Origin of the sequence: Nocardia sp. NPDC052316, assembly GCF_044547795.1 — a bacterium.
Lineage (GTDB): Bacteria > Actinomycetota > Actinomycetes > Mycobacteriales > Mycobacteriaceae > Nocardia.
Genome location: NZ_JBIUBB010000001.1, coordinates 661,988 through 676,480, shown reverse-complemented (window position 1 = coordinate 676,480; position 14,493 = coordinate 661,988). Strand labels below are relative to the sequence as shown.

General features: G+C 68.8%; 12 protein-coding genes. 8 read left to right on the top strand and 4 right to left on the bottom strand.

Annotation, left to right across the window (positions count from 1 at the left end; translation table 11 throughout):
- The first annotated feature begins 221 nt into the window (after positions 1-221).
- The 5 genes from ACIHA7_RS03055 (at position 222) to ACIHA7_RS03035 (ending at position 7,087) form a co-directional block, all read left to right on the top strand.
- On the top strand, positions 222-2,822 hold the full coding sequence (locus ACIHA7_RS03055) for a bifunctional FO biosynthesis protein CofGH (RefSeq protein ID WP_397284981.1): 2,601 nt from the start codon (positions 222-224) through the stop codon (positions 2,820-2,822).
- A gap of 150 nt (positions 2,823-2,972) precedes the next feature.
- A complete protein-coding gene (gene fdxA, locus ACIHA7_RS03050; RefSeq protein ID WP_107659126.1) occupies positions 2,973-3,296 on the top strand; it encodes a ferredoxin in 324 nt (107 codons plus the stop codon).
- A 7-nt stretch (positions 3,297-3,303) separates the two neighbouring features.
- Positions 3,304-4,413: a succinyldiaminopimelate transaminase gene (gene dapC, locus ACIHA7_RS03045; RefSeq protein ID WP_397284978.1), complete on the top strand. Its 1,110-nt coding sequence runs from the start codon at positions 3,304-3,306 to the stop codon at positions 4,411-4,413.
- 77 nt (positions 4,414-4,490) lie between these two features.
- Complete coding sequence (gene pruA, locus ACIHA7_RS03040) at positions 4,491-6,125, top strand: L-glutamate gamma-semialdehyde dehydrogenase (RefSeq protein WP_397284976.1); 1,635 nt, start codon at positions 4,491-4,493, stop codon at positions 6,123-6,125.
- Positions 6,126-6,130: 5 nt separating this feature from the next.
- On the top strand, positions 6,131-7,087 hold the full coding sequence (locus ACIHA7_RS03035) for a proline dehydrogenase family protein (RefSeq protein WP_397286470.1): 957 nt from the start codon (positions 6,131-6,133) through the stop codon (positions 7,085-7,087).
- A 22-nt stretch (positions 7,088-7,109) separates the two neighbouring features.
- On the opposite strand, the gene ACIHA7_RS03030 is transcribed toward ACIHA7_RS03035, so the two are convergent.
- Positions 7,110-7,979, bottom strand: coding sequence for an oxygenase MpaB family protein (locus ACIHA7_RS03030; protein ID WP_397284974.1), 870 nt, complete (start codon positions 7,977-7,979; stop codon positions 7,110-7,112).
- Positions 7,980-8,135: 156 nt separating this feature from the next.
- On the opposite strand from ACIHA7_RS03030, the gene ACIHA7_RS03025 reads away from it, so the two are divergent.
- Positions 8,136-8,768 (top strand): TetR/AcrR family transcriptional regulator, encoded by a 633-nt coding sequence (locus ACIHA7_RS03025; protein WP_135233162.1) that lies wholly within the window; start codon positions 8,136-8,138, stop codon positions 8,766-8,768.
- Between the two features lie 39 nt (positions 8,769-8,807).
- On the opposite strand, the gene ACIHA7_RS03020 is transcribed toward ACIHA7_RS03025, so the two are convergent.
- Both ACIHA7_RS03020 and ACIHA7_RS03015 read right to left on the bottom strand, forming a co-directional pair.
- A complete protein-coding gene (locus ACIHA7_RS03020; RefSeq protein WP_397284971.1) occupies positions 8,808-9,515 on the bottom strand; it encodes a hypothetical protein in 708 nt (235 codons plus the stop codon).
- Between the two features lie 113 nt (positions 9,516-9,628).
- Positions 9,629-10,483 carry an oxygenase MpaB family protein gene (locus tag ACIHA7_RS03015; RefSeq protein ID WP_397284968.1) on the bottom strand — a complete coding sequence of 285 codons (855 nt, stop codon included), beginning with the start codon at positions 10,481-10,483 and terminating at the stop codon, positions 9,629-9,631.
- Between the two features lie 145 nt (positions 10,484-10,628).
- Here ACIHA7_RS03015 and ACIHA7_RS03010 point away from each other — a divergent pair, with 145 nt between their 5' ends.
- On the top strand, positions 10,629-12,056 hold the full coding sequence (locus tag ACIHA7_RS03010) for an acyl-CoA synthetase (RefSeq protein ID WP_397284966.1): 1,428 nt from the start codon (positions 10,629-10,631) through the stop codon (positions 12,054-12,056).
- A 101-nt stretch (positions 12,057-12,157) separates the two neighbouring features.
- Here the strand turns inward: ACIHA7_RS03010 and dapD are convergent, their stop codons facing one another.
- Positions 12,158-13,105 carry a 2,3,4,5-tetrahydropyridine-2,6-dicarboxylate N-succinyltransferase gene (gene dapD, locus ACIHA7_RS03005; protein WP_397284964.1) on the bottom strand — a complete coding sequence of 316 codons (948 nt, stop codon included), beginning with the start codon at positions 13,103-13,105 and terminating at the stop codon, positions 12,158-12,160.
- A gap of 134 nt (positions 13,106-13,239) precedes the next feature.
- Between dapD and dapE the strand changes: the two genes are divergently transcribed.
- Positions 13,240-14,346: a succinyl-diaminopimelate desuccinylase gene (gene dapE / locus ACIHA7_RS03000; protein WP_397284962.1), complete on the top strand. Its 1,107-nt coding sequence runs from the start codon at positions 13,240-13,242 to the stop codon at positions 14,344-14,346.
- Positions 14,347-14,493: the final 147 nt, after the last annotated feature.

Genomic DNA, 14,493 nt, shown 5'->3' with positions numbered 1-14,493 from the left:
GATCGTATGCGGCGCGGCGGACCTGGCAGTCCTACCACACCGGTCGCCGCGGGATTTCGCGGTCGACGATGGAATAGGCCTGCGCTTCGCGCAGTTGTCAACGCTCACACGGTCCCTCGCTCGCAGAGGGCGCGTGGTGAGCGCAGCGTCCCGGCCCGGTGAGTCCCGGTCGCTACGCTCAGTCATTACATCGGAAGGAGACAGGTCCGGATGGTTAGCGCATGATCGAGGACGTGACTGAACTGCCGAACCCGAGCATTCCTACTGCACCGCCTTCGCCATCGGCCATGCGGAGGGCGCTGCGGCGAGCCCGCGACGGCGTCACGTTGAACGTGGACGAGGCGGCGGTGCTGCTGCATGCGACCGGCGACGACCTGCGGGATCTGAGTCACAGCGCTGCCAGAGTCCGTGACGCGGGGCTGGAGTCGGCGGGACGGCCGAAGACGATCAGCTACTCGCGCAATGTCTTCATCCCGCTGACCCGATTGTGTCGCGACAAATGCCATTACTGCACGTTCGTCACGGTGCCGGGCAAGCTGCGCGCCGAGGGCAAGGGCATGTTCCTCGAGCCGGACGAGGTGCTCGACATCGCCCGCCGCGGCGCAGCGCTCGGCTGCAAGGAGGCCCTGTTCACGCTCGGCGATCGCCCCGAGGACCGCTGGCCCGAGGCGGCGCAGTGGCTCGATGAGCGCGGCTACGACTCCACCCTGGACTACCTGCGCGCCGTCTCGATCATGGTGCTGGAGGAGACCGGCCTGCTGCCGCATTTGAATCCGGGTGTGATGTCGTGGGAGGAGATCTCCAGGCTCAAGCCGGTCGCGCAGTCGATGGGCATGATGCTGGAGACCACCGCAACCCGGCTGTTCACCGAGAAGGGCAACTGCCACTACGGCAGCCCGGACAAGGATCCTGCGGTCCGGCTGCGTGCCATCACCGACGCGGGCAGGCTTTCGGTGCCCTACACCACCGGGCTGCTGGTCGGCATCGGCGAGACGCTCACCGAGCGCGCCGAGTCGATCATGGCGATTCGCAAGCAGCACAAGGCGTTCGGGCACATTCAAGAAGTGATCATCCAGAACTTCCGGGCCAAGGACGACACTGCCATGCGCGATGTCCCCGACGCCAACATCGAGGAGTTCCTGGCCACCATCGCGGTGACCAGGCTGCTGCTCGGCCCGGACGTGCCGGTGCAGGCGCCGCCGAATCTGGTGTCGCACGAGGACTGCCAGGCGCTGATCGACGCGGGCATCGACGACTGGGGTGGCGTGTCGCCGGTGACGGTGGACCACGTGAACCCCGAGCGGCCGTGGCCGAACCTGGACACCCTGCGCGAGATCACCGAGGCGGCCGGCTACCAGCTGGTCGAACGGACGTCCGCGCATCCGAAGTATGTGCGGGCGGGCAGTCCGTGGATCGATCCGCGGATCGGCGTGCATGTCGCCGCGCTGAGCGACCCGGCGACCGGCCTGGCGAACCCGGACGCGATGCCGGTCGGCCTGCCCTGGCAGGAGCCGGACCAGTCCTGGGAATCCGCCGGACGAGTCGACCTCAACACCGCCATCGACACCGAGGGCCGCAACACCGAGAGCCGCAGCGACTCCGCGATCGGCCAGGATGTGGTCGGCGCGTTCGGTGATTGGGACACCATCCGCGAACAGGCCCGCGACCTCGCGATCGTCGCGCCGGAGCGGCTCGACTCCGAGGTGCTCGCGGCGCTGCGCGCGGCCGAGCAGGACCCGGCCGGGCTCACCGACGCCGAATATCTGGCCTTGGCCACCGCCGACGGCGCGAACCTGGAGGCCGTCGCCGCGCTGGCCGATCAGTTGCGCCGCGACACCGTCGGCGACGACGTCACCTACGTGGTGAACCGGAACATCAACTTCACGAATATCTGCTACACCGGCTGCCGGTTCTGCGCGTTCGCCCAGCGCAAGGGCGACGCCGACGCGTTCACGCTGAGCATGGACGAGGTGGCCGACCGGGCCTGGGAGGCGCACGTCGACGGCGCCACCGAGGTCTGCATGCAGGGCGGCATCGACCCCGACCTGCCGGTCACCGGCTACGCCGACATCGTGCGGGCGGTGAAGCAGCGGGTGCCGTCGATGCACGTGCACGCGTTCAGCCCGATGGAGATCGTCAACGGCGCTTCCCGCGGCGGGCAGAGCATCCGGGACTGGCTGGTCGCGCTGAAGGAAGCGGGCCTGGACACCATTCCGGGCACCGCCGCCGAGATCCTGGACGACGAGGTGCGCTGGGTGCTCACCAAGGGCAAGCTGCCGACCTCCGCGTGGATCGAGGTGATCACCACCGCGCACCAGATCGGCCTGCGCTCCAGCTCGACCATGATGTACGGCCATGTGGACAACCCGAAGCACTGGGTCGGCCACCTGCGCGTGCTGCGCGGAATTCAAGATGAGACAGGCGGTTTCACCGAATTCGTGCTGCTGCCGTTCGTGCATCAGAGCGCGCCGCTGTACCTGGCGGGGGCCGCGCGACCGGGCCCGACCAACCGGGACAACCGGGCCGCGCACGCGCTGTCGCGGATCATGCTGCACGGCCGGATCGACAACATCCAGACCAGCTGGGTGAAGCTCGGTACCACCGGCACCAGGGTGATGCTGACCAGCGGCGCCAACGACGTCGGCGGCACGCTGATGGAGGAGACCATCTCCCGGATGGCGGGCTCGCAGCACGGCTCGGCGAAGACCGTCGCGGAACTGGTGGACATCGCCGCGGGCATCGGCCGACCGGCCCGCGAACGGACTACCACGTATGGCGTTCCGCAGCACAAGTTTTCGGCACTGCCGCTCTCGGTCGGTTAGCCGCGTAGGCTTTCGGTGGCGCAGCACGTGAAGTGGCGCGCGGAACATCGGAAGTTAGGCAAGGCTGACCCGGAGTAGCGTGGGGTGTCCGGATAGGGTTTCGCTGGGCGGACTATCCCCGCAAGGTGAGGACAGACTAGGAGAACGGCAGTGCCGTACATCATCGCTGAACCGTGCGTTGACGTGAAGGACAAGGCATGCATCGAGGAATGCCCCGTGGACTGTATCTACGAGGGTGGTCGCATGCTGTACATCCATCCCGACGAGTGCGTGGACTGTGGTGCATGTGAACCGGTGTGCCCGGTGGAGGCGATCTTCTACGAAGACGACACCCCGGACCAGTGGAGCGGCTACGTGAACGCCAACGTCGACTTCTTCAACGAGCTGGGCTCGCCCGGCGGCGCGACCAAGGTCGGCCAGGTCGACCACGACCCGCCGTTCATCAAGGAACTGCCCCCCATGGCGAGCGAGTAGCTCTGCCGTGTCCGTTCGTGGCCGGGTCAGCAGTCTGCTTCCCGATTTTCCCTGGGACACCATCGCTTCGGTGAAGGCCAGGGCGGCGACCCATCCGGGCGGGATCGTCGACCTGTCGGTCGGCACCCCGGTGGACCCGGTCGATCCGCTCATCCGCGCGGCATTGGGCGCGGCCGCCGCCGTGCCTGGCTATCCGGCCACCCACGGCACGCCGGAGCTGCGCGCGGCCGCGGTCGACGCGCTGAAGCGACGCTACGGGATCACCGGCCTCGACCCGGCGGCGGTGCTGCCTGCGATCGGCACCAAGGAACTGATCGCCGGACTGCCCAGGCTGCTCGGCCTCGGCGCGGACGACCTGGTCGTCATCCCCGAGGTCGCCTACCCGACCTACGAGGTCGGGGCGCTGCTCGCGGGCACCCGGATCGCGCGCGCCGACGGGCTGACCCAGCTCGGCCCGCGCACGCCGGCCCTGCTGTTCGTGAACTCGCCGTCGAACCCGACCGGGCGCGTGCTCGGGGTCGACCACCTGCGCAAGGTGGTGGAGTTCGCCAGGGAGCGTGACGTGATCGTCGCCTCCGACGAGTGCTACCTCGGGCTGGCCTGGGAGGGCCGGGCGGTCTCCATCCTCGACCCCGAGGTGTCGGACGGCGACCATACGAACCTCCTTGCTGTGCACTCGCTTTCGAAGACGTCCAATCTGGCCAGCTACCGCGCCGGTTTCGTCGCGGGCGATCCCGCGCTGGTCGCCGAGCTGCTCGAGGTGCGTAAGCACGCGGGCATGATCGTGCCGTTCCCGATCCAGGCCGCGATGACCGCCGCGCTCAGCGACGACGCGCACGAGTCGCAGCAGCGGGAGCGGTATCGGGCTCGGCGCGAAGTGCTGCGAAAGGCCTTGCTGGCGGCCGGTTTCCGGATCGACCATTCCGAGGCGGGACTGTACCTGTGGTCGACCCGCGGCGAACCGTGCCGGACCACCCTGGAGTGGCTCGCCGACCGCGGCATCCTCGCCGCCCCCGGTGACTTCTACGGGCCGACCGGCGCCGAACACGTGCGGATCGCGCTGACCGCCACCGACGAGCGCATCGCCGCCGCCGCCGAACGACTGACCGCGGGCTGACCGACGGCCCCGACGACACGCCGAATTACTGTCGTCCGGCCCGGAGCCTCGGCAACGCCGGAGCGCTAGCCTGGGGTATGGACGCTGTCACGGTTGTTCCTACCCCGAGTAACGAGCCGGTACATTCGTACGCGCCGGGCAGCCCCGAGCGGGAACTGCTGGTTGCGAAGCTCGCGGAGATCGCCGCGGAATCCGTCGAGGTGCCGCTGGTGATCGGCGGTAAACACCGGCCGGGGATCGGGGAGCGGCACGATATCGTCGCCCCGCATCGGCACAGTCACGTGCTGGGAACGTATACCGATACCACGCATTCGGAAGCGCAGGGCGCGATCGACGCCGCGCTGGCGGCGGCCCCCGGCTGGCGCACCCTGCCGTTCGACGAGCGGGCCGCCGTTTTCCTGCGGGCCGCCGATCTGCTGGCGGGGCCGTGGCGGGAGACGCTGGCCGCGGCGACCATGCTCGGGCAGTCGAAGTCGGCGCAGCAGGCCGAGATCGACGCGCCGTGCGAACTGGTCGATTTCTGGCGGTTCAATGTGGCGTTCGCGCGGCAGTTGATGGCGCAGCAGCCGGAGTCGAGTGCCGGGGTGTGGAACCGGCTCGACTACCGGCCACTGGAGGGGTTCGTCTACGCGATCACGCCGTTCAACTTCACCGCGATCGCCGGGAACCTGCCGACCGCGCCCGCGCTGATGGGCAATACCGTGGTGTGGAAGCCGTCGCCGACACAGACGCTGTCCGCGTTCTACACGATGCGCCTGCTCGAAGCGGCCGGCCTGCCGCCGGGTGTGATCAACATGGTGACCGGGGACGGCGTCGACCTGTCCGAGGTGGCGCTGGCCGATCCTCGGCTCGCCGGGATCCATTTCACCGGGTCCACCAAGACCTTCCAATACCTGTGGCAGCAGGTCGGCGCGAATATCGGCCGGTATCACGGCTATCCGCGGTTGGTCGGGGAGACCGGCGGTAAGGACTTCATCGTTGCGCATGCATCGGCCGACCCGGATGCGTTGCGGGCCGCGTTGATTCGTGGCGCTTTCGAATATCAGGGCCAGAAGTGCTCGGCCGCCTCCCGCGCGTATATCGCCCGCTCGGTCTGGCGGAAGATGGGCGAGGACTTCCTGCATCTCACCGACGGACTGACCTACGGTGACGTGGCCGACCTGTCCAATTTCGGTGGCGCACTGATCGATCGACGGGCCTTCGACAAGAACGCGGCCGCGATCCGGCGCGCCAGGGACGCGGGAGTCACCATCCCCGTCGGCGGCGGCTGCGACGACAGCGAAGGGTATTTCGTCCGTCCGACGGTGCTGCTCGCCGACGACCCGCACGACGAGTCCTTCGGCACCGAGTATTTCGGGCCGATCCTGTCGGTGCACGTCTACGACGACGCCGAACCCGGCTCCTACGCGTCCATGCTGGCCGAGGTCGACACGGCGGCGCCGTACGCGCTGACCGGGGCGATCTTCGCGCAGGATCGTCAGGCGATCGAACAGGCCGGTGCCGCACTGCGTTTCGCGGCAGGCAACTTCTACGTCAACGACAAGCCGACCGGCGCGGTGGTCGGCCAGCAGCCGTTCGGCGGCGCCCGCGCCTCCGGCACCGACGACAAGGCGGGGTCCCCGCTGAACCTGTTGCGCTGGGTGGCGCCGCGCACGCTCAAGGAAACCTTCGCCCCGCCAACCGAATACACCTACCCGCACATGCAGGCGTGATCGAGGTGAATCCGCTGCGTCCCCTCATTCTCGCCGCGGCTGAGTCGCCGCGGTTGAAGCGGGCGCTCACCGGCATTCCGGTCACCGCCGATATCGTGCGGCGGTTCGTGGCGGGGGAGACCCGCATCGACCTGATCGGGGTGGCGCGGACGCTACTGGCCAGCGGGCGAATGGTGAGCGTGGATTTCCTGGGGGAGAACACCACCGACCGGAATCAGGCCGATGCCACCGTGGCCGAGTATCTCGCGCTGATCAACGATCTGGCCGCGCTGGATCGGCCGGCACTGCCGGGGATCGCGGTGCCGCCGGTGGAGGTGTCGGTCAAGCTGTCCGCGCTGGGCCAGGCCTTGCCGGTGGACGGCCCGGCGATCGCCACGGAGAATTTGCGCATCATCTGTACCAAGGCCGCGCAGGCCGATGTGTGGGTGACCGTCGACGCCGAGGATCACACCACCACCGCGGCCACGCTGGCTACCGTGCGTGCGTTGCGCGGCGAATTCCCGTGGCTCGGCGCGGTTTTGCAGGCTTACCTGCACCGGACCGAGTCGGACTGCCGTGAGATGGCCGGGCCTGGATCCCGAATCCGGTTGTGCAAGGGCGCCTATCGGGAACCGCCCGAGGTGGCCTTCCAACGGGCAGGCGAGGTGACCGACTCGTATCTGCGCTGCCTCGAAGTGCTCATGCGTGGCGAGGGTTATCCGATGGTGGCCTCGCACGACCCGGTGCCGATCGTCGCCGCCGAGGATCTCGCGGCGCGGATCGGCCGAGGCCCAGATCGTTTCGAGTACCAGATGCTGTACGGCATCCGCGACGCCGAGCAACTGCGGTTGGCCGCGGCGGGTAACGCGGTGCGGGTCTACGTGCCTTACGGCAGCCAGTGGTACGGCTATCTGACCAGGCGGCTGGCCGAGCGGCCGGCCAACCTCGCGTTCTTCCTGCGCGCCCTGGTCGGCAAGTCCTGACGGCCTACGCCGCCGAAACTGCCTACACCAGTGGCTTTCCCAGTCGCATCCGCCTGCGCAGGTCGAACAGGTAGACATTCAACGGAAATAGCCGGGCCTGCTTCGGCAGCCGATTGTGTACCAGGGAGATGCCCCGCAGCAGGCGATCGAAGCGGGCCTGGTCGCGTTCGGTCCAGTTCATCCGCATCTCGTCGCGCACATGCTGCGGCAGTAGCCCGGCCACGATGAACCGCTGCAGCTTGGCGAAGGTGAATCGGACCGGTCGCGGCATCATTTCGAGGTCGATGAGGCCGTCGAAGTAGTCACGCAGGGCGGGCTCGATGCGGTGCTGCGCCAGGGTCTGCTCCCACCACGGGAAGAACTCCGCGCGGCTGGCGGGCCACATCTCCGGCCGCATCTGCAGTGTGGTGCCGAGTCGCGCGCAGTACTGGTAGAGCGCCTCGGCGGTCGCCGGATCCAGCGGGCCGTGCATGCGGGTGTAGAGGTCGTCGATGCCCCAGTAGATCGTGCCCGCCACCCACAGCTGCAATTTCGGGTCGAAGGCGTTGTATTTGACCGGGCTCTGCGGGCCGGAGCGGATGGGGCGGTGCGAGCGGTTGACCGCCTCGCGGTAGGCCACGCGCTCTTCGTCGGAACCCATCATGGCGACGGCGATGTAGGTCAGCGTGGTGCGCAGCCGCTTGACCGGGTGCAGGGTGACCTTGCCGCTGTCCACGGTGCTCTCCAGCACGCCGCGGCCGACCGGGCGCAGGCTCAGCTGCATGATGACGTTGGCGGTGCCGCCGAGAAAGGCGGCCAGGCCGTCCATGTACTGCTCGACGCTGGCCGGCGTGAGGGGTTCGGCGAGCTGCGGAACCGAGTCGTGCGCGGGGGTGCGCAGCGGTGCGGTCATCGTTGACCTCGTCTTTCGGTGGCCGACCGCACTCCGAGGAAGCGATCGGATGAGAAGGTTCTTAACTCACCTTCTCATTGCCTTGTCGGCTGTGTCAATGATGCGCTGCAATGGTTCTTGTGTCATCGTTTCGGTGATCCGGATAGGCTGGCAGGCATGGCGAGGCTGAGCAGACTGCTGCCGCTGGTGCGGAGCGCCGGTCCGGAAGACCGCAATCAAGCCCGCGTGCTGGACGCCGCGATGCTGGCGTTTCTGGACTTCGGCATCAAGCGCACCAGCATGGTCGAGGTGGCCCGGCGCTGCGGTCTCTCGCTGGCCACGCTGTATCGGCGCTTCGCCAGCAAATCCGATCTGATCGAGGCGGTCGGCCTGCGGCAGACGCGCGAGTTCGTCGAGGAGGTCGACGCCGCCCTGCAGCGCCAGGTCGACCGCGACGCGGGCGCGCAGGAACAGATCATCGAGCTGTTCGCCGCGTTCATCACCGGCCTGCGGAACAACCGGCTCGTGCACCGGCTGCTGGCGACCGAGCCCGAACTGGTGCTGCCGTATCTCACCACAAAGGGCGCGCCCGTGCTCGAGCTCGGCCGGGACTACGTGGCCGAGTTCATCGCCCGGCTGCAGCAGGAGGGCAAACTGCCCCCGTACGACCCGGAGCCGTTGGCGGAGATGATCGCGCGCACCGCGTTGTCGCTGGCGTTGACGCCGCAGACCGTGATTCCGCTGCACGACGACGCGGCGATCCGGCAGTTCGCGCGCGATCACGTGGTGGTGTCGTTCCGGGTGCCCTGAATCGCTTCAGCCGCACCGCGATCGGTCGACTCGGCCGAGCTAGTTGGCCACGAGCAGGCCGACCGTGGCCATCGGAAACGCGGCCATGAGGTCGAGGGTCTGTTCGGCGGCGGTGCCGTGAGTGTGGGCGACCACCACGAAACCGGTGCCGTACGAGGCGGAGGCGACGTCGGGCGGGCCGATATCCGACCAGCCCCACTTGGTGCCGCGCACGAGCGGCCAGCGGGCGGTGCCCCAATCCTGTTCGGTACCGTCGGCGGCCGTGGCGCCCGCCGCGGCCATCCATTCGAAGATCGGCGATGCCGGGTCGGTACGCAGCTTGGTGATCAGGAAGTCGGCCACGTCCGCCGTGCTCGTCGCGGCCAGGCCCCACTCGCCGAAGGACTGGGTATCGGACAGCTCGTACTCGGCCGCGACGGCGTCGATCGCCTGCGGATACTTGGCCTCCGTCGCGCTCGCGGCACCGTCGTCGGAGTAGCGGATCATCTGCTCGGCGAGTTCGCGGTCGCGCTCGGCGCCGTCGCCGTGGCGCAGGGCGTAGTCGGCCAGGTAGAGCTTGACCAGCGACAGCGCCGCGCGGGACTCGTGCTCGTTCGGGGTGCTCCAGTCGCCGCCTGCCACGGTGCGGAACGAGAGGGCGGTGCGTGGCGGCACCAGGTCGGGCTCGAAGGGCTGCGCACCGGCGGTGGGCGGAGGAAAAGCGAAACAGAGTGCAATGGCGAGCACCGCGATGATCGCACGGTTCACGAGTCCTCCTATCCGCGTCCCCTTTGTGCCGAATGCCCGTCTTTGTTGAGATAACACTGCTCGACGCCGAAATGTCGGCAGGACATGCGCGGGCACGGCGAATTTGTGCCGGGCTACACCAGGCGCAGACCGAGTTTGCGGCGCAAGCGGAAGTCGAGCAGGTAGGCGTTGACCGGGAACAACCGGGCTTGGCGGGGCAGCATCGTCTCGGCGGTACCGAGGGTGCGCAGGATGCGCGCGAGGGCGCGGTCGTCGCGCGCGGACCAGGTGAATCCCATCTGGTCACGGAGGTGTGCGGGGAGCAGGCCGGTGACGAAGAAGCGGTGGAGGCGGGCGAACGGCAGTCGCAGCGGTAGCGGCAACATCTTCAGATCCACCAGATCGTGGAAGTAGTCGCGGATCGGTGGATCGATCGTGGTCATGGCCAAGTGCCGGTTCCAGTAGGCGGCGAAGGCTTTCCGGTCGGCGGGCCACATGTCCGGGCGCACCTGCAAGGTGGTGCCGAGCCGGGCGCTGTGCCGATAGAAGGCGTCGGCGGTCGCCTCGTCCATCGGCCCGTGCAGCCGCGTGTAGGTGTCCTGCGCGCCCCAGTACAGGCAGGCGGCCACCCACAATTGCAGTTCGGCATCGAAGGCGTTGTAGCGCACGGGGCTGGCCGCGGTCGAGTGCACCGGGCGATGCGAACGGTTGACCGCGGCGCGGTAGTCGGCCCGTTCGGCGTCCGTGCCGAGCATGGCGACGGCGAGATAGGTGATGGTGGTGCGCAGCCGCTTGACCGGGTGCAGCATGACGTTTCCGCTGTCGACGGTGCTCTCCACGACGCCGTAGCCGACCGGCCGGTTGCTGAGCTGCATGATGACGTTCGCGGCGCCGCCGAGCAGGCCGGCGATGCCGTCGATGAACTGCGTGATGTCGAGCTCGTCCGGCGGTTCGGTGTCGTGCGTCGATGCGCGAAGTGGCCTGGTCATCGTTGACCCCTGTCTCATTGAGAAGGCTATGCGGCAACTGTCTCACCGCCTCATCGGCTGTGTCAACCGTCACATCGAGCGGTATTCACCTGCAATCGGCCGAGGTTGCGTGAGCGCAGTGGTGTGCTCGAAGTAGTTTGGGCGCATGTCGTTCGGTCCGCCATTGCTGCTCAGTTCCCTGCACCCGCTCGCCGTCGCCAGCGGTGCGGACATCCCGGATGCCGTCACCATCGACGGGGTCACGCTGTCGCGCAGCGATCTGCTCGGCGCGGCGACCTCTGTCGCCGAGCGCGTGGCCAGGGCCGACCGGGTCGCGGTACTGGCCGAGCCGACGGTGACCACGGTGCTCGCGGTGGTCGGCTGCCTGATCGCCGGCGTGACCGTGGTTCCGGTGCCGCCGGATTCGGGCACCGCGGAGCTCGCGCACATCCTGGCCGACTCCGGGGCACAGGCCTGGCTCGGAAAGGCCCCCGCGGGTAGCGAGTTGCCGGTGGTGCCGGTGCGGGTGCACGCCAGGTCGTGGCACACCTATCCCGAACCCGACGCCGCGACAACCGCTTTCGTGCTCTACACGTCCGGGACGACCGGCTTGCCGAAAGGTGTTGTGCTCAGCCGCGGCGCCATCGCGGCCGGATTGGACGCGCTCGCCGACGCATGGTCCTGGACCGCGAACGATGTACTGGTGCACGGGCTTCCGCTGTTCCACGTGCACGGACTGATCCTCGGCGTGCTCGGCCCGCTGCGGGTGGGTAGCCCGCTCGTGCACACCGGCAAGCCGACCCCGCAGGCGTACGCCGCCGCGCCGGGCACGCTGTACTTCGGGGTGCCTACGGTGTGGTCGCGCATCGTCGAAGACCCCGGAGCCGCAAAGCAATTGGCCGCAGCCCGACTGCTCGTATCCGGTAGTGCGCCGCTGCCCGTTCCGGTGTTCGAGCGGTTGCGTGAACTCACCGGGCACGCGCCGATCGAGCGTTACGGCATGAGCGAGACCATGATCACGCTGTCCACCCGCGCCGACGGTGAGCGCCGTCCCGGCTGGGTCGGCACCCCGGTGCAGGGCGTACGGACTCGGCTGCGCGACGAGTCCGGCGCCGACGTCGCGCACGACGGCGAAAGCATCGGCGGTCTCCAGGTGTGCGGCCCGATGCTGTTCGACGGATACCTCAACCGGCCCGACGCCACCGCCGAAAGCTGGACCGAGGACGGGTGGTTCAAGACCGGCGATGTCGCGGCGATCGATCCGGACGGCTTCCACCGCATAGTCGGCCGGGAATCGGTGGACCTCATCAAGTCCGGCGGTTACCGCATCGGTGCAGGCGAAGTGGAGACCGTGCTGCTCGGCCATTCCGAGGTCGCCGAGGCCGCCGTCGTCGGCCTGCCCGACCCCGACCTCGGCCAGCGCATCGTCGCCTTCGTCGTCTTACGCGGCAGCGCGCCGGACTCGATCGAGCAGGACCTGATCGCCCATGTCGCGGAACAGCTCTCGGTCCACAAGCGCCCCAGGGAGATCCGCGTCGTCGACGCCCTGCCCCGCAACGCGATGGGCAAGGTGCAGAAGAAGCGCCTCACCTGACCTGCGCGGCACTCCGCACCTGCGCGTCTGGGAAAGCCGTCTGCGTCAGAACCGGATACCGGGCGCGGTGCGCGAGCGGCGAGTCGCGGTGGGCGTGCGGATCAGTCGTTCGCGTGCAGGGCGGCGTTGAGTTCGATGCCGGTTCCCTTGCGCGGCACCACTTCTACCGCTCCGGTGACGGAGTTGCGGCGAAACAGCAGGTTGTTCTGGCCGCTGAATTCGGCGGCCTTGACGAGCGTGCCGTCCGGGGTGCTGACCTTGGTGCCTGCGGTCAGGTAGAGGCCCGCCTCCAGCACGCAGTCGTCGCCGAGTGGAATGCCGAGGCCGGAGTTGGCGCCGAGCAGCGAGCGCTCGCCGATGGAGATGACGGTGGTGCCGCCGCCGGAGAGGGTGCCCATGGTGGAGGCGCCGCCGCCGATGTCGGAGCCGTCGCCGACCACGACACCCGCCGAGATCCGGCCCTCGACCATCGAGTTGCCGAGGGTGCCCGCGTTGAAGTTCACGAAGCCCTCGTGCATGACCGTGGTACCGGAGGCGAGGTGCGCGCCGAGGCGGACCCGGTCGGCGTCGCCGATGCGCACTCCGGAGGGCAGGACGTAGTCGACCATGCGGGGGAACTTGTCGACGCTGTACACGGTCACCGGACCGCGGGCGCGCAGCTTCGCGCGGGTGGTCTCGAAACCTTCCACCGCCGCCGGACCGTGATTGGTCCACACCACATTGCTCAGCAGTCCGAACTGACCGTCCAGGTTCACCCCGTGCGGCCGGACCAGCCGGTGCGAGAGCAGGTGCAGTCGCAGGTAGACGTCGTGCGCGTCGACCGGCGCGGCGGACAGGTCGGCGATCGTCGTGCGCACCGCGACCACATCGACGCCGCGCGCCTCGTCGAAACCGAGCAGCGCCGCGTACTCCGCGGGCGCGTCGTCCAGCCGCTTGGTCCCCGTCTCGGCGAACTCGCCGAGTTCCGGACTCGGGTACCAGGTGTCCAGGACGGTCCCGTCCGCGGTGACATTGGCGATACCGACTGCAGCTGCTCCCTGAGTACTCACGTCCACAGAGGTTACCGACCCATCGTCACCAGCGGTGACCCCGCTCCATCCCGGTGCCACACCCCACTGCGTGCTGCGGCCGACAAGGATGCGCGGCGGTGCCGTCGCGAGTGGGGCGGTCGTAGGGTGGGTAGGTGACCATTGACCTGCGGGCCGACCCGATTACGCTGACCGCCGCTCTCGTCGATATCCCGAGTGTTTCGCGGGACGAGGCGGTGATCACCGACCTCGTCGAGCAGGCGCTGCGGGAGCAGACCACTGGTTTCGAGGTGCTGCGGCACGGCAACGTGGTGCTGGCGCGCACGCATCGGGGACTGCCGACGCGGGTGGTGCTGGCCGGGCATCTCGACACCGTGCCGATCGCCGACAACGTGCCGGGGCACTTCACCGTCAACTCGGCGGGGGAGCGGGTGCTCTACGGGTGCGGATCGGTCGATATGAAGTCCGGCGACGCGGTGTTCCTGCATCTCGCCGCGACGGTCGCCGAACCGGTACACGACCTGACGCTGATCTTCTACGACTGCGAGGAGATCGCCTCGGAGTTCAACGGGCTCGGGCACATCGAGCGCGATCTGCCGGAGTGGCTCGCGGGTGACCTCGCCGTGCTCGGCGAACCGTCCGGCGGCTGGATCGAGGCGGGTTGCCAAGGGACGCTGCGGGTTCGGCTGTCCACCGCCGGGATCCGCGCACACTCGGCGCGGGCCTGGTTGGGCGACAACGCGATTCACCGTCTGGCACCGATCTTGCAGCGACTGGCCGACTATCGAGCCCGCGCGGTCGATATCGACGGCTGCGTCTACCGCGAGGGCTTGTCCGCGGTGCGCGTGTTCGGCGGGGTGGCGGGCAATGTGGTGCCCGACGCCGCCGAGGTCGACGTGAACTTCCGCTTCGCCCCGGATCGGACGGTCGCCCAGGCCATCGAGCACGTCCGCGAGGTCTTCACCGGTCTCGAGCTGACCTTCGAGGTCACCGACGCCGCGCCCGGCGCGCTGCCCGGCCTGACCGCCCCGGCCGCCAAGGACCTGATCGCCTCGGTGAACAGCCACGGCGGCGGCGGAGTGCGCGCCAAGTACGGCTGGACCGACGTCTCCCGCTTCGCCGCCCGCGGCATCCCGGCCGTGAACTTCGGCCCCGGCGACCCCAACCTCGCCCACAAACGCGACGAACACGTCCCCGTCGACCAGATCACCGCCGTCACCGCCATGCTGCGCACGTACCTGACCGGCGGCCGAACGGACTGATGGCCGTGGCCATTGCGCTGCTGACCTGAGCCGTGTCGGCACGCGGGTCCACGCGGCAAGACGGTCCGGTATTCAGCGGCGGACACCGCCGGCGCTCGCGGTGGGTGGCTCGTAGGCCGCGCGGATCGCGAGAACTTGCCGGACCGC